The sequence below is a fragment of the Sphingopyxis sp. YF1 genome, from assembly GCF_022701295.1.
Taxonomy (GTDB): Bacteria; Pseudomonadota; Alphaproteobacteria; order Sphingomonadales; family Sphingomonadaceae; genus Sphingopyxis.
On the sequence record NZ_CP033204.1, the window covers coordinates 1,823,258 to 1,843,843 of the forward strand.

21 protein-coding genes and 1 tRNA gene are annotated in these 20,586 nt (G+C 64.2%); 15 read left to right on the plus strand and 7 right to left on the minus strand.

Annotation, left to right across the window (positions count from 1 at the left end; all coding sequences use genetic code 11):
• Positions 1-29: 29 nt before the first annotated feature.
• Positions 30-164 carry a hypothetical protein gene (locus EAO27_RS20920; protein WP_278190149.1) on the minus strand — a complete coding sequence of 45 codons (135 nt, stop codon included), beginning with the start codon at positions 162-164 and terminating at the stop codon, positions 30-32.
• Between the two features lie 81 nt (positions 165-245).
• On the opposite strand from EAO27_RS20920, the gene EAO27_RS08810 reads away from it, so the two are divergent.
• The 6 genes from EAO27_RS08810 (at position 246) to EAO27_RS08835 (ending at position 6,133) form a co-directional block, all read left to right on the plus strand.
• Positions 246-335, plus strand: a tRNA-Ser gene (locus tag EAO27_RS08810).
• A 144-nt stretch (positions 336-479) separates the two neighbouring features.
• Complete coding sequence (locus tag EAO27_RS08815; RefSeq protein ID WP_242779678.1) at positions 480-818, plus strand: Arm DNA-binding domain-containing protein; 339 nt, start codon at positions 480-482, stop codon at positions 816-818.
• 43 nt (positions 819-861) lie between these two features.
• Positions 862-1,404: an RNA polymerase sigma factor gene (locus tag EAO27_RS08820; RefSeq protein WP_242779680.1), complete on the plus strand. Its 543-nt coding sequence runs from the start codon at positions 862-864 to the stop codon at positions 1,402-1,404.
• On the plus strand, positions 1,401-2,483 hold the full coding sequence (locus EAO27_RS08825; protein ID WP_278190150.1) for a FecR family protein: 1,083 nt from the start codon (positions 1,401-1,403) through the stop codon (positions 2,481-2,483). Before EAO27_RS08820 ends, EAO27_RS08825 begins: the two co-directional genes overlap by 4 nt.
• 174 nt (positions 2,484-2,657) lie before the next feature.
• Positions 2,658-5,906: a TonB-dependent receptor gene (locus tag EAO27_RS08830; RefSeq protein WP_347567145.1), complete on the plus strand. Its 3,249-nt coding sequence runs from the start codon at positions 2,658-2,660 to the stop codon at positions 5,904-5,906.
• Between the two features lie 44 nt (positions 5,907-5,950).
• Positions 5,951-6,133 carry a LysR family transcriptional regulator gene (locus tag EAO27_RS08835; RefSeq protein WP_242779684.1) on the plus strand — a complete coding sequence of 61 codons (183 nt, stop codon included), beginning with the start codon at positions 5,951-5,953 and terminating at the stop codon, positions 6,131-6,133.
• 146 nt (positions 6,134-6,279) lie between these two features.
• Here the strand turns inward: EAO27_RS08835 and EAO27_RS08840 are convergent, their stop codons facing one another.
• The 3 genes from EAO27_RS08840 to EAO27_RS08850 form a co-directional block, all read right to left on the minus strand.
• Positions 6,280-6,678 carry a hypothetical protein gene (locus EAO27_RS08840; protein ID WP_242779686.1) on the minus strand — a complete coding sequence of 133 codons (399 nt, stop codon included), beginning with the start codon at positions 6,676-6,678 and terminating at the stop codon, positions 6,280-6,282.
• Between the two features lie 361 nt (positions 6,679-7,039).
• Complete coding sequence (locus tag EAO27_RS08845) at positions 7,040-7,582, minus strand: hypothetical protein (RefSeq protein ID WP_242779688.1); 543 nt, start codon at positions 7,580-7,582, stop codon at positions 7,040-7,042.
• Between the two features lie 139 nt (positions 7,583-7,721).
• Positions 7,722-8,537, minus strand: a complete 816-nt coding sequence (locus EAO27_RS08850) for an arylamine N-acetyltransferase (protein WP_242779690.1) — start codon at positions 8,535-8,537, stop codon at positions 7,722-7,724.
• A gap of 210 nt (positions 8,538-8,747) precedes the next feature.
• Here EAO27_RS08850 and EAO27_RS08855 point away from each other — a divergent pair, with 210 nt between their 5' ends.
• The 3 genes from EAO27_RS08855 (at position 8,748) to hspQ (ending at position 11,087) form a co-directional block, all read left to right on the plus strand.
• Entirely contained in the window at positions 8,748-9,245 is a 498-nt protein-coding gene (locus tag EAO27_RS08855) for a pyridoxamine 5'-phosphate oxidase family protein (RefSeq protein WP_242779692.1), read from the plus strand.
• Entirely contained in the window at positions 9,242-10,585 is a 1,344-nt protein-coding gene (locus EAO27_RS08860; RefSeq protein ID WP_242779694.1) for a GAF domain-containing protein, read from the plus strand. Before EAO27_RS08855 ends, EAO27_RS08860 begins: the two co-directional genes overlap by 4 nt.
• Positions 10,586-10,724: 139 nt before the next feature.
• On the plus strand, positions 10,725-11,087 hold the full coding sequence (gene hspQ, locus EAO27_RS08865) for a heat shock protein HspQ (RefSeq protein WP_242780536.1): 363 nt from the start codon (positions 10,725-10,727) through the stop codon (positions 11,085-11,087).
• Between the two features lie 269 nt (positions 11,088-11,356).
• Here the strand turns inward: hspQ and EAO27_RS08870 are convergent, their stop codons facing one another.
• Entirely contained in the window at positions 11,357-12,229 is an 873-nt protein-coding gene (locus EAO27_RS08870) for an ABC transporter permease (protein ID WP_242779696.1), read from the minus strand.
• 101 nt (positions 12,230-12,330) lie between these two features.
• Here EAO27_RS08870 and EAO27_RS08875 point away from each other — a divergent pair, with 101 nt between their 5' ends.
• Both EAO27_RS08875 and EAO27_RS08880 read left to right on the plus strand, forming a co-directional pair.
• Complete coding sequence (locus tag EAO27_RS08875; protein ID WP_242779698.1) at positions 12,331-13,020, plus strand: GcrA family cell cycle regulator; 690 nt, start codon at positions 12,331-12,333, stop codon at positions 13,018-13,020.
• On the plus strand, positions 13,017-13,430 hold the full coding sequence (locus tag EAO27_RS08880; protein ID WP_242779700.1) for a PaaI family thioesterase: 414 nt from the start codon (positions 13,017-13,019) through the stop codon (positions 13,428-13,430). Before EAO27_RS08875 ends, EAO27_RS08880 begins: the two co-directional genes overlap by 4 nt.
• A 57-nt stretch (positions 13,431-13,487) precedes the next feature.
• Here the strand turns inward: EAO27_RS08880 and EAO27_RS08885 are convergent, their stop codons facing one another.
• Positions 13,488-14,324, minus strand: coding sequence for an outer membrane beta-barrel protein (locus EAO27_RS08885; protein ID WP_242779702.1), 837 nt, complete (start codon positions 14,322-14,324; stop codon positions 13,488-13,490).
• A gap of 162 nt (positions 14,325-14,486) precedes the next feature.
• Complete coding sequence (locus tag EAO27_RS08890; RefSeq protein ID WP_242779704.1) at positions 14,487-15,950, minus strand: MBL fold metallo-hydrolase; 1,464 nt, start codon at positions 15,948-15,950, stop codon at positions 14,487-14,489.
• 111 nt (positions 15,951-16,061) lie between these two features.
• Here EAO27_RS08890 and parE point away from each other — a divergent pair, with 111 nt between their 5' ends.
• The 4 genes from parE (at position 16,062) to EAO27_RS08910 (ending at position 20,523) form a co-directional block, all read left to right on the plus strand.
• Positions 16,062-18,041: a DNA topoisomerase IV subunit B gene (parE, locus tag EAO27_RS08895; protein ID WP_242779707.1), complete on the plus strand. Its 1,980-nt coding sequence runs from the start codon at positions 16,062-16,064 to the stop codon at positions 18,039-18,041.
• Positions 18,042-18,123: 82 nt separating this feature from the next.
• Positions 18,124-18,648, plus strand: coding sequence for a sigma-70 family RNA polymerase sigma factor (locus EAO27_RS08900; protein ID WP_242779708.1), 525 nt, complete (start codon positions 18,124-18,126; stop codon positions 18,646-18,648).
• Positions 18,645-19,214 carry a hypothetical protein gene (locus EAO27_RS08905; protein WP_242779710.1) on the plus strand — a complete coding sequence of 190 codons (570 nt, stop codon included), beginning with the start codon at positions 18,645-18,647 and terminating at the stop codon, positions 19,212-19,214. The genes EAO27_RS08900 and EAO27_RS08905 overlap by 4 nt, the downstream gene beginning before the upstream one ends.
• A 1-nt stretch (position 19,215) precedes the next feature.
• Positions 19,216-20,523, plus strand: coding sequence for a serine hydrolase (locus tag EAO27_RS08910; protein WP_242779712.1), 1,308 nt, complete (start codon positions 19,216-19,218; stop codon positions 20,521-20,523).
• Positions 20,524-20,586 lie beyond the last annotated feature (63 nt).

Below are 20,586 nucleotides of genomic sequence, written 5' to 3' on the forward strand. Positions count from 1 at the left end.
GACGAGCGCAGTGCGACCCCCCGCCTGCGTCATTTCCGTCGGGCCCGAAGATTCGCCGGCTCCGCAAAGCCGCCCTCTCCTGCGGACAGCATGACAGGATTGCCGATGGCTAGCAAGCGCTTAACCATCCGGGTATCGGCTTCTACATCGCTGTTTTCCTTCATTCTTCACGAACAATGCACTTTGTTTGACACGGAGGGGTTGCATCATTGATCCCCCTTCGCTAGGGGCGTCCGCCTCAGCGAGGAGAGTTGGCTGAGTGGTCGAAAGCGTCGCACTCGAAATGCGAAGTGCCGGCAACGGTACCGAGGGTTCGAATCCCTCACTCTCCTCCAATTTCTTGTTTTCACACATTCACGACCATCCGCCGAGAGCCTAGGACAACCTGGGCTCTCCGGGGTGTTTCGTGTCCTCATGTACCCATGCTGTCCAGACCCGCACATTTGAATTTGTGGTAAAAAACGTGGGAAAAGATCAGCATGAAAAGGCTATCGGTCAGCGCTGTTAAGTCGGCTACCCGTCCCGGACGATTCTCCGATGGTGACGGCCTCTATCTCGTCGTGCAGCCGGGAGGCAGCAAGAGCTGGGCATGCCGGGTCCAAAAGGCGGGCAACCGCCGGGACTTCGGCTTGGGCAGCGCCTCCAAGGTCAGCCTCGCCGATGCCCGCGAGCGAGCGCGGGAAATCCGCAGTCAGGTCGAGATCGGGCTGGCCCCGCTTTTCGAGCGCCGGAAGGCGCAAGGCACTCCAACCTTTCGCGAAGCCACCGCCAAGCTTCTGGCGGCTCCCCGAAGCGAAAGGCGAAAAGCCATCTTGTAGAGACTGCAATTGTGAATCATCCTCGCGCGCGAGGGTGAGGAACATGATCGGACGACAGCGACGATTTGAATATAACGATGCTGACAGGGCGGCTGTGGACCGTCTTGATCGTGAATTTCGTCGTTCGCTGCTGAGCTATTTCGGCCGTCGGACGCGAAACGGCGCCGACCTTGAAGACATGGTCCAGGCGGTGTTCGAACGGCTGATCAAGCGCGGAGGAACATCCGAACTGGAGCGTCAGAACCTCAGCGCCTATGTATTCGAAACCGCCAGCAGCGTCCTCGCCGATCATTTGCGCCAAAGGCTCTCGCGCCGTTCCGACGTCCATGAACCCTTCGATCAAAATCAGCATGGAGGTACGGATTTTTCTCCCGAGCACGTTCTTATCGATCGGCAGGAACTCGCGCGCGCGACCGCCGCGCTGCTCGAACTGCCCGAACGGACACGGGTGATATTTGTGCTGAGACGGCTTGAAGGCATGCGGTTGGGCGATATCGCGTCGCGGCTCGGACTATCGGTGAGCGCGGTCGAGAAGCATATCCAGCGTGCCGTTCTTCACCTCATGCGACGCGTTGATCCCGAATGACGGCCAAGCCTTCCGCTTTATCGCTTCGCGGGCTTGCCCCTGATGAGGCCGCGGCTGCGTGGATGGTCCGCATGGACACATCGACGCTTGCCCCGGACGAGCAGGCGGCCTTCGATGCCTGGCGGGCGGAATCCGAGGCCAACGCCGCCGCCTTTGCGCGCGCGAAGGCCGCGTGGAGCCTGTTCGACGATGTGCAGGGTGATCCGGCGCTCGACGCCCTGCGCGTCTCGGCGCTGGCCGCCGGGCGCGAACCCCGGCGCGGACTTTGGCTCGGCGCGGGCGTCGGGATCGCCGCCTCGCTGCTCGCCGTCCTATTGTTCCAGGGCAACATCCTGACGCCCCCGCCCGCTGGAGACGGACAGCGCATAGCCGTTCAATCCCCGCCAGAGGCAGCGAGAAGCGCGCAGCAAAGCACCAATGGCGAGTTTGTAACAGCGAGGGGAGAGCGCCGCACCGTCCGCCTGGCCGACGGCAGCACCATTACGCTCAACACCGACAGCCGCATCCGCGTCGGCTATGGCGCCGATCGCCGCCTGATCCGCCTGATCAAGGGCCAGGCGCTGTTCGAAGTCGCCAGGGATGCGCACCGTCCCTTTGTCGTGCAGGTCGGAAACCGGCAAGTCACCGCGCTGGGTACGGTGTTCGAGGTACGGTTCGATGCCGATCGTGTGAAGGTCACCCTCGTCGAGGGCAAGGTGGTCGTCGATGAGGTCGAGGACCGGCCGGACAGGAACGGCCCCATCATGGTCCCCACCGTTCTGGCCCCGGGACAGGCGCTGGTGACCGTGGACGGCGCGAGGCCGCGACTGACGAAAGTCGACGTCGACCAGCAACTGCGCTGGCGCGAAGGCTTCGTCGAGTTCGAGGACGCGACGCTCGCCGAGGCGGTGGCCGAGATGAATCGCTACGCCGGCAAGCAACTCGTCATCGCCGATCCGCGCGTCGGCAATCTGCGGGTCAGCGGCGTGTTCCGCACCGGCAGTCCCGATCGTTTTGCGGCCATCGTCGGCGAACTACTGCCGGTTCGCCAGCATCCGCTTCCCGACGGCACCGTCGAGTTACACGCCGCGGGACGCTAGGGAAAAGCCGTTCCTGGGCGCTTCCGGGAAATATTACGCAAATCCCGGTACGGATTTTTCCTCCACTCACGTTCTGATGTCCGACGCCGGCAAGCGGCGCTCGCGGAAACGCAACATCAGGGGGAGGCAAACATGGCATTGGCAGGACGCACTGCGATTTCGTTCAAGGCGGCGATGTATCTGGGGGGCGCCGCGGTCGCGACAAGCGTCGCCAGTCCGGCGCCGGTGCAGGCGGCAGAGGCCAAGCGGCTCGACATTCCGGCCCAGTCGCTTTCCACCACGCTGACGCAGATCGGTCGTCAGACGGGCAGCGAGGTCATTTTCCAGGCGGGTGACGTGCAGGGTCTGCGAGCGCCTGCGGTTCGCGGGGCGCTGACCGCCGATCAGGCACTGGGGACAGCCCTGCGCGGCAGCGGGCTGCGCGCGCGCCGCACCGCTCATGGTGCCTATGTGGTCGAGCGCGAAGCCAGACCCAATCCGACATCGGCCGGGGAGAGCCAGCATCACGAGGAAATCGTCGTCACCGCGCAGAAGCGCGAGGAAAGGATCACTGATGTTCCCATCGCGATGACCGCGCTGTCGGGCGCCGCGCTCGACGATCGCAAGATCGAGGGCGGCGCCGAACTGCTGCGCGCGGTGCCGAACGTCAATTTCTCCAAAAGCAATTTCAGCATGTACAATTTCTCGATCCGGGGGATCGGGACCAAAGCAATCTCCGCGTCGAGCGACCCGGCGGTTGCGGTCAGTTTCAACAACACGCCCCTCGTGCGCAACCGCCTCTTCGAGTCTGAATTCTTCGACCTTCAGCGCGTCGAGGTGCTGCGCGGGCCGCAGGGCACGCTTTACGGCCGCAACGCGACGGGCGGGGTGGTCAACATGATCCCGGCGCTGCCTAGCGCCAATTTCGGCGGCGAGGTGAAGGGAGAGGTCGGCAGCTTCGCCACGCGCCGCCTCAGCGGCATGCTCAACCTGCCGGTCACCGACACGCTGGGTGTGCGCGTCGCGGGCGCAATGACCAAGCGCGACGGGTTCGATTACAACACATTCACGCAGCAGCGTGTCAATGGCCGCGACCTCTGGTCGACGCGCGCGTCGATCGCCTGGGAGCCGAGTGACCGTTTTCGGGCCAACGTCATCTGGCAGCATTTTGAAGAGGACGACAACCGGTCGCGAACGGGAAAGAGCCTGTGCACGACCGATCCGGGCCTGTACCAGGTCGGTAATTCGACGACCACGGATCCGATCGTTGCTGCCCGTATGAGCCAGGGCTGCCTTCCCGGCTCGCTCTATGATGACGCTGCCTTCGACGCGCCCAACGGCTATTCGCTGTCCTATGTCATTGCGCCCATTGGTGTCAGCATCGGGCGCGAACCCGGTACCCGTCGGAACATTACGATGATCCGGCAAGGCGACCCGTTCGCCAGCGTCGTGCAATCGCGCAACCTCAGGGAAATTGCGACGAGCTATGACCCGGTGTTCCGTGCGAAAAATGACGTAGTGCAGTTCAACATTGAGTTCGAACCGTCAGACGGGCTGAAACTGGTGTCGCAGACCGCCTATGCACGCGACCGATATTACTCCTCGCAGGATTATAATCGGTTCGTCACGGCGCCAATCTTCAACGATTCGGCTCAACCCGATCTGCGCAACGTTCTGAACCAGCCGATCGATACGACGCTCTATCCGGGAGGAACGCCCGGAGGGAAATTCTGCGACCCGCAGCTAGGTTGTTCGGACCGCCTTCTTTCGGTGGACATCAGCCAGTCGCGCAACCGGCAATGGTCCCAGGAATTGCGCCTGCAATCCGATTGGGACGGTCCGGTCAACTTCAACCTGGGTGCCAATTACCTCGATTTCAGATCGCAGGACGATTATTATGTCTTCAACAATTTCTTCACGCTGATCGCGCAATATTTTTATGCGACTATGCACCCTGTAACCCGACTTCCGACACCGCGTTCTTGTCCGCTCGGTTATGAGGAACTCGAGTGCATCTATGTCGATCCGAATCCGATCGGCAGCCTCGACAATCAGGGGCACAATTATTTCCTCAGCCAGAACGGCATTCGCATCAAATCGCGCGCGCTGTTCGGCGAACTCTATTGGGATATGACCGACAGGCTGAAACTGACGGCGGGCCTTCGTTACACCGAGGACCGCAAGATATCGACGCAGGTACCAAGCCAGCTCATGCTGGCGGGCGGAACGGAGACCATGTTCCCCGGACAGAATACGGGCGGCCGCGTGAACAGCGGCTATCCCGCGCTTCCCGACATTCGCCAGAAATGGAACAAGTTCACCGGCCGGCTGGTGCTCGACTGGAAGCCCGACCTGGCTTTCACCGACGATACGCTGGTCTACGCCTCGGCCTCGCGTGGCTACAAGGGCGGCGGCACCAACCCGCCGCGGGTCGATATCAATCCGGCGATCGTGCAATATCAGCCGCTGGAAGGGACATTCCGGCCGGAATATCTCAATGCCTTTGAAATCGGCACGAAGAACAGCTTCGACGGTGGACGCTTCACGCTGAACGCCACGGCCTTCTACTACGACTACAAGGACTACCAGATTTCGCAGATCGTCGATCGCATCGCCTTCAACGAGAATTTCGACGCGACGAGCTGGGGGCTGGAGTTCGAGGCCGCCTGGCGTCCGTCGCGTGCCTTCCGGATGGACGCCAACCTCGGCTATCTGCGGACCCGCCTCAAGAAGGGTTCGGAATCGATCGATGTCATGAACCGAACGCAGGGCAATGAGGATTGGGTAGTGCTGCGTCCCTGGTTGCAGGCGCCGTCCAACTGCATCGCACCGCGCGTTCTTGTCGAGCGAATCCTGGCGGGCAACCCCTCGTTCCATCAACTGGCGCTGCCGGCCCTATGCCCCGGCAGCAACCGGATCGGCGATTTCAATCCCGCCATTGCGGGGGGCGTGCCCTATGACGTCCTTTTCGGCTTCACCTATGATCCGTTCGCGCCCTACAACCCGGATACGATCGGACGAAACATCGCGGATGGCGGAAGCGGCGCGCCCAATACGGGTCGCGGGTTCATGGCCGACCTTTCGGGCAACGAACTGCCGAACTCGCCGCGCATCACGGCCAATATCGGTGCGCAATACACGTTCTTCATCGAAGGTGGCGACTGGGAGCTGACTTTCCGCGGCGATTATTACCGTCAGTCGAAAAGCTATGCGCGGATCTATAATACGACCTATGACCGGCTGAAAGCCTGGGATAATGCCAATCTTGCCGTGACCCTGACACGTCCCGAAAGCGGTTTTGCAATGCAGCTTTACGTCAAGAATCTGTTCGACAAGACACCGATCACCGACGCATTCACCAATGCGGACGACACGGGACTGAGCACCAACGTCTTCACGCTCGATCCCCGTATCATCGGTTTCAACGTGTCGAAGAAATTCTAGCGTCCCCCCACAGTCCACTCCGGGGACGAACTCGGGCCGTCGTCATGCTTGCTCCCAAAGCTTGCCGCCGGCCCGGTTTGATCCGCGTGCTGGAGCCTTGGTGCAGGCCGTTCGATGGCTTCAACCTCTATACGCTTTCACGTGAGCAAATCCCGCTGAAGTTGCGCGTGTTTGTCGATTTTCTGGTCGAGAAGCGCCAAAGCCTGATGGCAAAGCAGGACATTTGACCGTCCGCCCCAAATGACTGGCCGCTTTCAATTTGCTGGTTGCTGAAAGAAGACTGACCGCACGCGGCCATCCGTTACCTGGCATTTTTGTACGAGATTGGGGCGGGCCACGGGCAGCTGAGGCATCATGTTCAATGTTCTTGATGCTACTCGCTCATCAACGGATGCGACCCCATGGTCCAACCTAGAAAGTAGCCTCTGTCCGAAAACGATTTATGCTGGTTCTCAATTTTCTCTCCTAGCCGCCCCAGCATGATCCCAAGCTGCACCTGCAAATCTGCTGGACAGGTCGCAAGGCGCGCCCTCATCGTTGCATAGGCCTGCAATTGCTCGTTCTTTTCGAGACGCGAGAGGTAGGCGACCATCTGCCGCCAAGCATAAGCGGACTGTTTGATCGCGATCAGCCTTGCGTGGCGATGGGGCGGCTTTTTTTGCAGGTTTTGTGCGATCCATTCGAAAGAAGCGGTCGCGGCTCGGCCGAAATTGACTTCGCGGAGCGGCAGTTGCTCAAACACCGTCGCCAGATTGTGTGAGGTGAGGATCATCGCCTGCTCCAAGACCATGGCATTACCCCGGGCATCCTCATTGGCCTCAAAGCAGGCTGGCCTATCGTCGAAAACTATCGACGAGCATCGGCTATTCTGGCCATATAAATCACGGTCTGAAACGCGCATTCGGGATGCGCGAGGTAGGATGTGCGGCAGGAAATCCGGGCGAGCGAGTTACCTAAATCATTCCGAATGTTTAGGTTTTTTCCAAAACCCCTCACTCTCTTCCATCTGTTTCGCCTAGCGCGTTGATAAGCCGCCTCTTTTCACCGGGGCGGCTTTTTCGTTCCCGCATTCCATGCCGCATGGACTTTTCCCTGTGAGGCCCGCGCCGCCCGGCCACGCCGCAGGACGCCGCCTACAATGCGAGAAGGAGGATGGCGCACGTCGCCGCGACGATCGCGAGCAGCACCGCCGCGCGCGGCGCATAGTCGCGCAGCAGGCGCGCTCCGCGGGATTCGGCCGGAGGCCATTCGGCCGCGACCGCGGGTTCGCGCTCCGCTGCGTCCGGAGCGGGGCGGCGCCCCGGAAGGGCGGGCGGCGACGCGAGGTCGGGGCCGCTGATCCCGCCCGCCAGCGCGAGCTTTTCGAACGCCACCGCCATCTTGCCCTGCCGCACGCTGCGTCCGATCCGGCCCTGCCGGACCTCGTCGGACGCCAGCGGCAGCGCCGCGATGACGCGTTCGATCTCGACGTCGAGCGCGTGAAGATCGTCGATCGCCTCCATCGCGCGCGGCCGGTCGCCGCGTTCGAGCGCCAGCTGGAGCCGCGTCAGCGACAGCATCCCGCTCCGGTAGAGCTGGAGGCTCATCGCATGCTCCTCGATCGTCGGCGCCGCGCCGCCGCGCGCGTCCGCATCGGGCGCGCGGTGCCCCTCGGGCCAGTTCGAAAGCGCGCTCATAGTCCGGTCTCCTGCCACCCGCTCCCCCGGACACCGGTTAGAGCGAAGGCGGGCACGCGGCGAGCCACGATCGGGTCCGCTGTGTCGCGGATACGCCGGACGGTGGCCGCGCCAGTAGGGCACGCGTCTCGTCGACGGATCAGGCCGCCTCGCCGCGCCCCACGGCCCGGACCCGCTCCCACACCTCTCCGGGCCGGGCGATGTCGAGCGCGAACAGCGTCGCCAATATGTCGGCCAGATGGTCGGCGCTCGTGATGCGCTGTTCGTCGATGCCCGTCGCGGTCACCCGGCGCAGGCCGTCGTTCTGGAGGCTGAGATAACCGTTCTCGACGTGCCGGAACATCGCGAGCGCGTTGGTGAAGGGCGATGCCGCATCCTGCATCAGCCAGCCCTGCATCGCCGCCAGCGCGCCTTCGTCGCCATGCTCCGGTCTGAAATCGACCGTGCGCGCGACGCCGTACGCATGGTTGTGGAGCCGCATCCAGCCGTCGTCGGTCGCGCCGATCGAAAAGTCGAACCCGCGCTGGCGGATCGGCCCGACGGCAAGCGGAACCGGCTCGATCAGCGCATCGGCGACGCCCACTTCGGCCAGATAGGGCCGGTCGAGATCGACGCGCAGCGTGAGGTGGTTTCCGATCGCCATGTCGCCGAGCTTGCCCCGGTCGACGCATCCGCAAAGGCGGGTCACGCGAAACCCGAGCGCCGCAAGCGCCGCGCCGAAGAGGCCGTTCATCTCGTAGCACCAGCCGCCGCGCCGCCCCTCGACCATCTTGGCAAAGGCCGCGTCGGGCGCGAGCGACGAGGGCCAGCCCATGAAGGCGTCCAGCGCCTCCCAGGTAAAGTGCATCAAATGCGCGCGATGCAGCGTCGCCAGCGCCTGAAAATCGAGCGACACCGGAACATCGCACCCGATCCTGGCGAGATATGCGTCGAGCTGCCCGGCGCTCAGCGCCATGTCATTTTCGTTCAAAGGCCCATGCGCCATTCCGGCGTCTCCTGTTGCATGTCTGTGTCCGCGCCGAATCTCGCGCCCGGACGAATGAATGACCGCGGGTCGAAACGATCCTTGCGTCGCCCCCGCCGATGTCGAGCGATAGCCCGTGCCGCGGCGCGGCGTTCCTAAATGAATGTGCAAAGCGTGCCCGATTTCCTAAAAGCTTGCTAAATGGCGGGGGCACAGGGGGGAACGATGCGGCTCGACGACAGGCTGGTCGAATTTTTGCGGCGTCCCCTGATGTGCATCGTCGCGGGGGTCGACGCACAGGGGCGCCCCGCCGCCGGGCGGGGGATAGGCGTTCAGGTCCTCGAAGACCGCGAGACGATCGACGTGATCTTCTCGGCCTGGCAATGGCCGCGGGTCGCAACCTCGATCCAACAGACGGGACGGCTTGCCGCGACCTTCGTCAGCCCCGCCGACTATATGACCTACCAGATTAAGGGGCCCGCCGCGATGCGCGGGGCCGAAGCATCCGATCTCGCTTGCGCCGACCGCTTCATGGCGGACGCCACCGACGCGCTGACGTCACTCGGCGTGCCGCCCCCAATCATCGCGCCATGGCTGACCGCCCACGACGCGAAGGTCGCCCGGCTCCGGACGTGCGAAATCTATATCCAGACGCCGGGTCCGCAGGCCGGCATGCTCGCCGGGACGGAGGCCCGATGACCGTGCGCCTCGCCGACCTTGAACCCTGTTTCGAGGGGGTCATTCCTTCGATCATTGCGACCGCCGCCGCCGACGGCATGCCCAATATTTCCTATCTGTCGCACGTCGTGCGCGTCGACGACGACCATGTCGCGCTTTCGAACCAGTTCTTCGCCAAGACGGCGGCGAATATTCGCGCCAATCCGCAGGTCACCCTGATTCTCGTCGACTGCCTCACCGGCGACCAGTATCTGCTCGACATCGCCTATGTCCGCTCGGTCGACACCGGCGCGCTGTTCGACAAGATCGCCCTGCAACTCAAGGCGAGCAGCGCGCAGGTCGGCATGTCGGACGTCATGCGGCTGCGCAGCGCCGACATTTTTCATGTTCGCGCCATCGAGGCGGTTTCTTCGCCTGTCGAAGCCCTCCCCGCGCCACCGAAGCGCGGCCCGATCGCGCTCCCCGCGCTCGCGGCAGCCGGCAGGGCGATCGAGCGCGAGGTCGAAGCCGAGGGCATCATCGACGGTCTGCTCCACTGCGTGCGCGATCTTCTCGGATATCCCAACGCGCTGGTCCTGATCGCCGATCTCCACGGCGGCCGCCTCGTCACGACCGGCAGCCTCGGATACGAACGGTCCGGGCTCGGCTCGGAGGTCGCGCCGGACGAGGGGCTGATCGGCGCCGCGGCGCGAAGCGGCCGACCGATCAAGGTGAACGACATGAGCCGCGTGCGCCGTTTCGGCGAAGCGATCGCCACCGACGCCGAGGGGACCGAGAACAGCACGCGCATCGTCGCCTTTCCCCAACTGCCCGACGCGATGAGCCAGATCGCCGTCCCGATGCTCGTCCGCGATGACGCAATCGGCGTCCTGTTCGTCGAAAGCCCCGACCGGATGGCGTTTCGGGACGAGGACGAGGCCGCACTCGAAATACTGGCGGGACAAGCGGCGCGGACGCTGAAGGCGGGCGAGCGCCTCGCGACGACCGCAGACCCCGGACATGATCCGTCCATCCGCGACCGCGCAACGAAGGGGGGCGACATCCGCATTGCCCATCATCGCCTCGACGACAGCATATTCGTCAACGACACCTATGTGGTCAAAGGCATCGCCGGCGCGCTGCTGCGGCAGATGCTCGAATGGCATTTGGCCGACGGGCGCAGCCAGTTTTCGAACCGCGAACTGCGCCTGGCGCTCGCGCCGCGCATGCCCGACATCAAGGACAATCTCGAAACCCGGCTGCTGCTCTTGCGCCGCCGGCTGGACGAAAAACAGGCGCCCCTCCGCATCGTCCGCATCGGGCGCGGCCTTCTGCGCCTCGAAGCCGCGGGAACGCCGATCTTCGTCGATGCCCCCGAATGACCACGCCTCCCCGGCCCTGCTCGCGGGGCCGGCGCGCTTGTCTTGGCCGCCGATCGAGGCCCGGAATGGATGTTATCGCACTTGAACGGCCGCGGAATCGTCATAGATTGATAATATGACGCTAGAATCACCGTCCGACATGCTTTCCGACACCGCCCGCCGACTCGTGCCCCCGCTGATCGAACGGGCCCGCTTCGCGCCGGGTGATATCGTGCGCCACCGGATGTTCGACTTTCGCGGGGTCGTGTTCGACATCGATCCCGTCTTTTCGAACAGCGACGAATGGTACGAGGCGATTCCCGAGGCGATCCGGCCTGCGAAGGAACAGCCTTACTACCACCTGCTCGCCGAAAACGAGGATTCGTCCTACATCGCCTATGTCAGCCAGCAGAATCTGGTTGCCGACGGCGACAGCGGCCCCGTCGACCATCCGCAGATCGAGGCGATGTTCGAAGGTCCCGATCAGGGCCGTTACCGCCTGCGCGCGATCCACCGCCACTAGGGCGTCAAATCTGCATCATCTCCAAGCCCGTTTGTGCTGAGCTTGTCGAAGCACCGTCCTTCTTTCTTTACCGCTTAAAGTAAGAACGGCTCTTCGACAGACTCAGGGCGAACGGTTCATATTGGACGCACGCCGCTCTGGAACCGATCGACATTCGGGGGATGTTGCGCCGGAAGTGCCGGTTTTCGGCGCCCCGGAGCGCCGCGTGCCGATGGCACGCGAGTAGCGGAACCGCCAATGCCGATCGGCCTCTCAGGCTGGCGCGCGGGTCAGGCCTTGAGCTTCCACCCCGACGCAAGCAGGCGGTAGGTCAGCAGGCCGAGCACCACATTGACCCCGACCAGGACGAGGACCGCCGTTCCGATCGGATTGGCGATCGTCGAATCGACCGTGCCGATGAAACCGTAGCGAAAGCCCATGATCGCGTAATAGACCGGGTTCGCATGCGCGATCGCCTGAAAGGTCGGCGCGAGCCTGTCGATCGCATAGAAGGTGCCCGACAGCAGCGCCAGCGGCGTCACGACGAAATTGGTCACCGCCGCCGCATGGTCGAACTTCTCCGCCCAGACCGACGTGATCAGGCCGAGAAAGCCGAGCATCGCCGCGCCGAGCAGGCCGAAAACGACGACCGCCCAGAAATGGCCGGGCATCACATGCACCCCGGGCCACAGCAGCATCGCCAGCCAGAGCGCCAGCCCGACCAGCACCGCGCGCGTCACCGCCGCACCGATCAATGCGATGATCAGCTCGCCCACTGCGAGCGGCGGCATCAGATAGTCGACGATCGTTCCCTGGATCTTGCCGACGAGCAGCGAAAAGGAGGAATTGGCGAAGCTGTTCTGGAGCATCGCCATCATGATCAGCCCCGGTGCGACGAAATCGGCGAAGGGCACGCCGATGACGCTGCGCCCCGCACCGCCCAGCGCGACGGTGAAGATGACAAGGAAAAGGAGCGTCGTGATCGCGGGCGCCCAGATAGTTTGGAGTTGCACCTTGAAAAAGCGACGCACCTCCTTGACATATAGCGCCTGCATGCCCGGTACGTTCAATGTCCGGATATGCGGCACGCCGGGTTCCGCGAATGGGCGGGCGGCGGCGGAATCACCCGAGTCGCGGGTCGAAAATTGGGGCTGGTCGTTCATGGCGTTCTCGCCTATCGCCTCCCCGACTTTCCCGCAAGCTGGCCGGCGACGGCGGATTGCCGGCGGAGCCGCCTCCGCGGAATGATGAGGAATTTTAGAAGATGTCTTGGACCGACGAGCGCATCGAGCAACTGCGCAACATGTGGGAAAAGGGGCTGACCGCCAGCCAGATCGCCGACGAACTCGGCGGTGTCAGCCGCAACGCGGTGATCGGCAAGGCGCACCGCCTCGGCCTGAAATCGCGCCCCTCGCCCGTCAAGGCGACAGAAAAGGTCAAGCCGGCAAAGCCCGCTGCGCCGCCGGCTCCCAAACCCGTGGCGGCGCCACCCGTGGCGCGCGTCGCCGCGCCGGCGCCTGCGCGCCCCGCCGCGCCCGCGCGCCCCGATCCGCGCCCCGCGCCCGAAGCGAACGCCGATGACGAGGGCAGCGTCGCAGCCGCGCCCAAGCCCGACGCGCCGCGCGTCGTCTCGATCGGCCCCGGCGGCTTCATCCGCCAGGGTCCGGGCGATCAGCAGGCGCCGATCCCGCCCGCGCCGCCGCGTCGTCTCGTGCCCGCCAAGCCGAGCCCCGAAATCGCCGGCAAGACCACCCTGCTCGACCTCAACGACCGCATCTGCCGCTGGCCGATGGGGCATCCGGGCGAGCCCGATTTCCATTTCTGCGGTGAAGCGGTGAACCCCGGCTTCCCCTATTGCGTCGAGCATTGCGGCCGCGCCTACCAGGCCCAGCTGCCGCGCGGCACGCGCCGCCCGCCGCCGCCGCCGCCCTTTGGCGGACCGCGCGTCCGGTGAAGCCCTTCGGGCAGGAGTTCGAATTCGCGCGCATGCTCGGCTTCCAGATGGTCGAGCGTGGCGACGGGCGTTGTTCGATGGCGATCGACGTCGAGCCTGCGCGCCATTTCAGCCCGCAGGGGGCCGCGCATGGCGGCGTCGCCTACAGCCTCGCCGACACGGCGATGGGCGGCGCCCTGACCAGCCTGCTTGGCGACGATCAGTGGTGCGCGACGCTCGAGATCAAGTTCAACTACCATGTCCGCGTCGGCGAAGGCCGGCTGACCTGCGATGCCGAAGTGCTCCACCGCGGCAAGCGCGTCGCCAATATCGAGGCGCGCCTCTATCAGGGCGGGCGCCTCGTCAGCAGCGCCAACGGCAATTTCGCGATTTTCGCGGCGCCGCACGCCCGTCAGGAGGCGCGCGCATAGCGGAAAGGCGCCGGGTCCATTGGACCCGACGCCTCCCGCTCCCGCCAGCAGCGATCTTCAGAAGCGCAGATTCAGGGTCGCACGCACGCTGTGCGTGCGCAGGCTGTCGTTGCTGCGCTTGATGTCCGTACCCGTGCCATTTTGCAGGAACGGGTTGGTTGCGGGCGCGCTCCCGGCGCCGACGTTGACGACATAGTCATCGTCCTTGAGGTCGGTGTAGAGATATTCGAGACCGAGCGAAATCTTGTCGGTCAGCATCGCCTCGGCGCCGCCGCCCGCCGAATAGCCCCACGCGTTGGTCTTGCCGTTGTCGGCGAAGCTGTTGACCGCATTGGTCGTGGTGAAGCGGTTGTCGAGCTTGGCGAAGGCCCCGCCGCCGGTGGCATAGAAGAGCACGCCGCCGCCGGGCGTGTAGCCCGCGCGCAACCGCGCCCCGGCCTGCCAGTCGGCTTCGCGGCTCATCGTATAGCTCGCGGGGGTACCCGAAAAGCCGCTGACGCTGTCGCGCACTTCGCTGCGGCCGCCCTCGATCACCGCGCCAAGCACGAAATTGCCCATGCGCTTGTCGTAACCCGCGCGCGCGAAATATTCGAAACCGTCCTTGTCGTTGCGGCAATCGAGGTTGGCGGTGCCCGTCGCGGCCCCGCCGCAGAAGCCGGGCGCGAAGGCGTTGTCGCCCGTGCTCGTGTTGACGCTATCGTCGAAGCTGCCGTCCTGGTTGGTGTCGAAGATCAACGTCTCGCGCCCGTCGTTCGGCTGGACGGTATAGCCGCCCGACACGCCGATATAGGGGCCGTTGAAATCCTGCGACTTGTCGCGATCGCCCTGCGCCAGGGCGGGCGTCGCGAGCGACAGGGCCGCCGCGGTCGCGGCGAGGAGAGAGAGGGTTTTCATTATGTTGCTCCACTTTTTGGATGACTTTGCAGTCGGTGGAGAAACCGGCGGCGACGAAGCGGGGTTCCTCGCTGTGCCGAAAACGGGGTGAACGGAGCCGCGGCGCGGCCTTCGGTCGCACCCCCGAATCGCACGTCGGACATGTCCGCGCCGGGGCGGGTGTCAGGCCCTTGGCGCGGCCCGCCGCACGGCTTCGTCGGCGAAGGTGACCGCGCCGGTGGTCGACACGGTGAAACGGTACGCCTCGTTGAGGCCGCGTTCGCCGCTGTGCGTGAACGCCAGCACGCGCTCGCCGTCGGTGCGGATATGGATGATCCCGAAATTGAGCCGCTGGAAGCCGTCGAAAGGCGGGCCGCCGCTTTGGGCGGTCACCTTGCCGCGATAGGCAAAGAAGGCCGCGAGTTCGGTGTTGAAGATGATCGCGGGCGTGGTGCGCGACGCCTTGCCGAGCGCCGCCATCAGCGTTGCGCGCGGATGGATGTGCTCCTTGCTGGCATTCTCGTCGCCCGACGAGATCAGCGACACGACGGGGGCGGCCTCAAGCAGATAGTTCATCTCGAAGTCCGAGGAACCGTGGTGCGGCGTCTTCAATATGTCGGTCGCCAGCGACGCGTCGGGCAGCGTTTCGCGCAGCATCTGCATCGATTCATGGTTGAGATCGCCCGTCATCAGGAATCGGACATTCCCGTATCGCATTCGAAAGCTTATCGAATGTCCGTTGATAGTATGCGACGCCGACACCGCTCCCCCCGCCCCCGCCACCGTCCCCACCATCAACGCCGCATTTTTCGGCGGCTTGCGAAAGAAACGCAGCCCTGCGGCTCCGGCGGCATCTTCGACGATCGGTCCGTGCAATTCGATCTCGATGCCCTCTTCAGCCAGAAATGCAAAAGCGTCGCCGGAACGGTGGTCGATCCGGCGCACCTCCATCGCTTTGCCGGTCGCCGCGGCGGTCCGGTCTCCCCAATGGTCGAGGGTCGCGCACCATTCGTTGAACGGCCCGTTGCGCTCTGACGCCACCACGCCGCGCGGATCGTCGACGAGTTCGATCGCGAAAGTGCGTCCATCGACCTTCCTCGTGGCGCCGAACATCTCGACATCGGGACGCTTTTTGTTGTTGGGCAGATTGCCGGGCCGCTTCACCAGTCCGTTGTGGAATATCCGTCGCGGCGCGATGAAGAGCGACTTGCTCGAGGATTCCGACGCGCGGATTTCTGACAGGCCCTTGAAATGGTCAGCGTCGCCGTGCGTGACGATGATCGCATCGACGATCTTCGGCCGCGTGTCGCTGCTGCCGGGATAGCGCTTGGCGGCATGCCGCGCGAACAGCTTGTTATCGCCGCCGTCGATCAGTACCGTTTTCCCGCCGGGAGTTTCGAGGATCAGACCGTCGCCCTGCTGCACGTCGATCATCGACAGCCAGAGGACGGGCGTCGATCGCAAACGGGTCTTGTCACTGATGAAACCGTCCCACAACCGTCCGTCCTCGCCGCGCATGCGCACACGCATTTTCCCGGGCAGGTCGCCGGCGGGCATATGTTCAACGGGATCGCCCCAATAATGCTCCCATGTCCGCCCATCGTCGCGGCGCAACACCACGATATCATCGTCGATATAGTTTGCCATCACCCCCTCCTCCGCTTCCCCCATCCTAGCGCGGAGCCGGACGGCAGTATGGGATCAAAGCGCCAACACCGGCCTTGCCACCGCGACTCCCGCCCCCCTATAGAAACGGACATGAGTCACGATTTGTTCGACAGCAGCGCTCCCGTCCAGGACAGCTACAACGCCTCGCAGATCGAGGTGCTCGAAGGGCTCGAACCTGTCCGCCGCCGCCCGGGCATGTACATCGGCGGTACCGACGAGCGCGCGCTCCACCATCTCGCCGCCGAAGTGATCGACAACAGCATGGACGAAGCGGTCGCGGGCCACGCGACGCGCATCGAAGTCACGCTCGACGTCGGCAACCGCCTGACCATCGTCGACAACGGACGCGGCATGCCCGTCGATCCGCATCCCAAATTCCCGGGAAAGTCGGCACTCGAAGTCATCATGACCATGCTCCACTCGGGCGGCAAGTTCGAAGGCAAGGCCTATGCCACTTCGGGCGGGCTTCATGGTGTCGGAGTGAGTGTCGTCAACGCGCTGTCAACCGAAACAACGATCGAGGTCGCGCGCAACAAGCTTCTTTATCGTCAGCGCTTCTCACGCGGAACCCCGCTTGGCGCGCTCGAGGAACTCGGCCCCACGCCGAACCGGCGTGGAACCAGCGTTTCCTTCATACCGGACCCCGAAATTTTCGGCGAGCATGGCCGTTTCAAGCCGCAGCGCCTGTATCGCATGGCCCGCTCGAAGGCCTATCTGTTCGCCGGGGTCGAAATCCGGTGGAAATGCGCCCCCGAACTGATCGGCGACGATACCCCCGCCGAGGCGGTCTTCCAGTTTCCCGGCGGCCTTGCCGACCATCTCAAGGAGCAGATCGGCACGCGTGAATGTGCGACGGCCGAACCCTTCGTCGGGGGTCAGGAGTTCTCGGGCGATCAGGGGCGTGCCGAATGGGCGATCGCCTGGCCGCTCTGGTCCGACGGCTCTTACAGCTGGTACTGCAACACCATTCCGACCCCCGCCGGCGGCACGCATGAAGCGGGGTTGCGCGCGGCGCTGACCAAGGGATTGCGCGCATTCGGCGAGTTGATCGGGCAAAAAAAGGCGGCGCAGATCACCGCCGAAGACGTCTTCAACGGCGGCGAGATGATGCTCTCGGTCTTCATCCGCGACCCGCAGTTCCAGAGCCAGACCAAGGACCGGCTGTCGAGCCCCGAGGCGGCGCGCCTTACCGAAAATGCGGTGCGCGACCATTTCGACCATTTCCTGTCGGACAATATGGATCGCGGCCGCGCGCTCCTCGGCCTCATCCTCGAACGCATGGACGAGCGGCTCAAGCGCAAGGCCGAGCGCGAGGTCAAGCGCAAGACCGCGACGAGCGGGCGCAAGCTGCGCCTGCCCGGCAAGCTCACCGATTGCGCGAATGATGGTCCCGAGGGCACCGAATTGTTCATCGTCGAAGGCGATAGCGCAGGCGGCAGCGCCAAACAGGCGCGCGATCGCAAGACCCAGGCGATCCTGCCGATCCGCGGCAAGATCTTGAACGTCGCAAGCGCCAGCGCCGACAAGATCCGCGCCAATCAGGAAATCGCCGATCTTGCGCTAGCGCTGGGTTGCGGCATGCGCAAGGATTGCGACGCCGACCGGCTGCGCTATGAAAAGATCGTCATCATGACCGACGCCGACGTCGACGGCGCGCATATCGCGACCTTGCTGATGACCTTCTTCTTTCAGGAAATGCCCGACGTCGTCCGGGACGGCCATGTCTATCTCGCGCAGCCGCCGCTCTACCGCCTCACCGCGGGAAGCACCTCGGCCTATGCGCGCGACGATGCGCACCGCGCCGAGCTCGAAGCGACGCTGTTCAAGGGCAAGAAGGTCGAGGTGGGGCGTTTCAAGGGTTTGGGAGAAATGAACCCCAACCAATTGAAAGAAACGACGATGGACCCCGCAACGCGCTCGATGTTGCGCGTCACGCTGCCGCAGGAATATGAGGAGCGGCACCTGGTGAAAGACCTCGTCGACCGGCTCATGGGCAAGCATCCCGAACATCGTTTCCAGTTCATTCAGGCCAATGCCGCGAGCCTCGACGAGGCTGCGATCGACGCCTGACCGGAATATTCCCCATCCGCCGTCAGAAAGTCGCGGCGCCTTCGACTAAAAGGGCATGCGACACGGACGGCCGGAGACGGGAATGAGAAGCAGCCGGCAGGATGATCTGTTTGTCGAGGCGATGGCGCGCTTCGGGCCCGCGCTTGTACGCCTTGCGCGCGGTTATGAAGCCGACGCCGACCTGCGCCGCGATCTGGAGCAGGAGTTGCAGGTCGCGCTATGGCAGAGCTTTGGCGCCTTCGATGGTCGTTGCTCGCTCGGCACATGGGTTTGGCGCGTCGCACATAATCGCGCGACATCGCACGTGCTGCAGCAGCAGCGCCGCAACCGCCATGGCTGGTCGTCCATCGAAGACCTCGATCTTGCCGACGACGCGCCGTCACCGCTCGATCGCGCCACGAACGAGCAGGCGATGGCGCTGGTCCTTTCGATCGTCGGACGCCTCGATCCGCCCGACCGCCAGATCCTCCTCCTCTACCTCGAAGGCGTGACGGGCACCGAGACCGCCGAGATCACCGGCGTTTCCGCCGATGCCGTCGCGACCAAGATTCATCGTTTCAAAACAATGCTCGCGCGCCGTTTCGCCGGGCAGGGAGACGTCCGATGACCGACGATATCCGCATTCTGTGGCAGGCAGACGATACCGGGCTCGCGCCCCTGCCGCTCGACGAGGTCAAGCGCCGCGCCGCGACGTTCGACGGCATTGTCGGTCGCCGCAACCGGCGCGAATATATCGCCGCCGCCTTCGTCGCCGCCGCCTTTGCCGTCTATGCCGCGATCCTGCCCGAACCGCTCCTCAAGATCGGCAGCCTGCTGGTGATCGCCGGCACGCTGTTCGTCACATGGCAGCTCGCGCTTCGCAGTCCGCGCCCCGATCCGACAGCCGAAGCTGCGGATATCCGAAGCCACTACCGCGACCGGCTGGTGCGCGAGGAGCATATGCTCGCGCGCGTCGGCCTCTGGTATCTTGCGCCAATGCTGCCGGGGCTGCTCGTTTTCATGGTGGGGCAGGCGCTTGCCGCGGGCAGTGCACACCCGCTCGGTTTCGCCGCCTACGTCGCGCTGCCGTTGATGCTTTTCACCGGCATCTGGTTGCTCAACCTCCGTGCCGCGGCCATGCTGCGTATGCAGATCGATCGCATCGACCGCACAGCACCTCCGAAGGAGATATAAAATGAGGGTCTTGCTCGCTGCTCTGCTCGCGGTTTCTACGCTGACGCCGGCGCTCCCCGCCGCGGCGCAGCCCCCCGAGGCGAACGCTCCAGCGCCGACGGCCTTCGAGCGCCGGGCGGCACAACTCGTCGATCTGCTCGCCGGACGCATCGCCTATGCCGACTATTTCGATGCCTCGTTCCAGACTGCGGTGCCCAAGGCGAAATTCGACGCAATCACAGCGAGCCTGATCGCGCAATATGGCCAACCCTTGTCGCTCGACAAGGCGACCTCGACCAACGGCCGATCCGGGACCATATTGCTTCGCTTCGAAAAGGGGATCGGCACGATCTCGCTCGAAGCCGGAGCCGATCCCGACGCGAAGGTATTCGGGCTGCTTTTTACCCATTTCGCGATGGCGAACGATGACTTCGCCAAGGTCTCGACCGAGTTCGCCGCCCTTCCCGGCGCCGCGGGCTTCCTCGTGGCCGAGCTCGATGGCACCGCGATCACCCCCCTTGTTGCGCTGCATCCCGATACCCAGTTCGCGATCGGATCGACCTTCAAGCTTTACGTCCTGAACGAACTCGCGGCGCAGGTAGCCAGCGGAAAACGCAAATGGTCGGATGTCGTCCCGCTGTCGCACGCCAGCTTTTCCTCCGCGGGCACCGCCAACTGGCCGAAGGGCATGCCGGTCACGCTGCAGACGCTTGCCAACTGGATGATCTCGGTCAGCGACAACGGCGCCACCGACACGCTGATCCACCTTCTCGGACGCGAAAATATCGAAGCCCGAATGACAGCTACGGGACACAGCGCGCCATCGCGCAACATCCCTTTTCTGACGACGGTCGAGGCCTTTGCACTCAAGGGCAATAATTTCGCCGCCGAGCGCGCCGCCTTCATCGCGGGCGATGACGGTGCGCAGCGCAAGCTCATCGATACCAGTCGCGACCGGCTGGTCCTTGCGAACGTCGACGGCGTCAGCTTTTCCGGCGGCCCCCGCTTCATCGACAGCCTCGAATGGTTCGCGAGCCCGAACGATATCGCGCGGCTGATGCGCGATCTGCGCACGCGTGGATCGGAACCGATGATGGCCGCGATGGCGATCAACAACGGGGTCGGCCCGGGCGCGGGCGCCGCCTGGCGCTGGCTCGGCTACAAGGGCGGCTCCGAACTCGGGGTCATCTCGATGAGCCTGCTCGGCGAGCGCAAGTCCGACGGCAAGGTCTTTGTCGTCACCGCAAGCTGGAACAACCCCGAAGCCGAAGTCGCGACCGACACGATGGTCGGGCTGGTTACGCGGCTCTTGGCGCTGGCCGCGAAATGATGCGCCCGGCACTCTCGATTTTGTTTTCCCCGTATTTTCCGGGCCGTCAGGTGGGTCCACCTG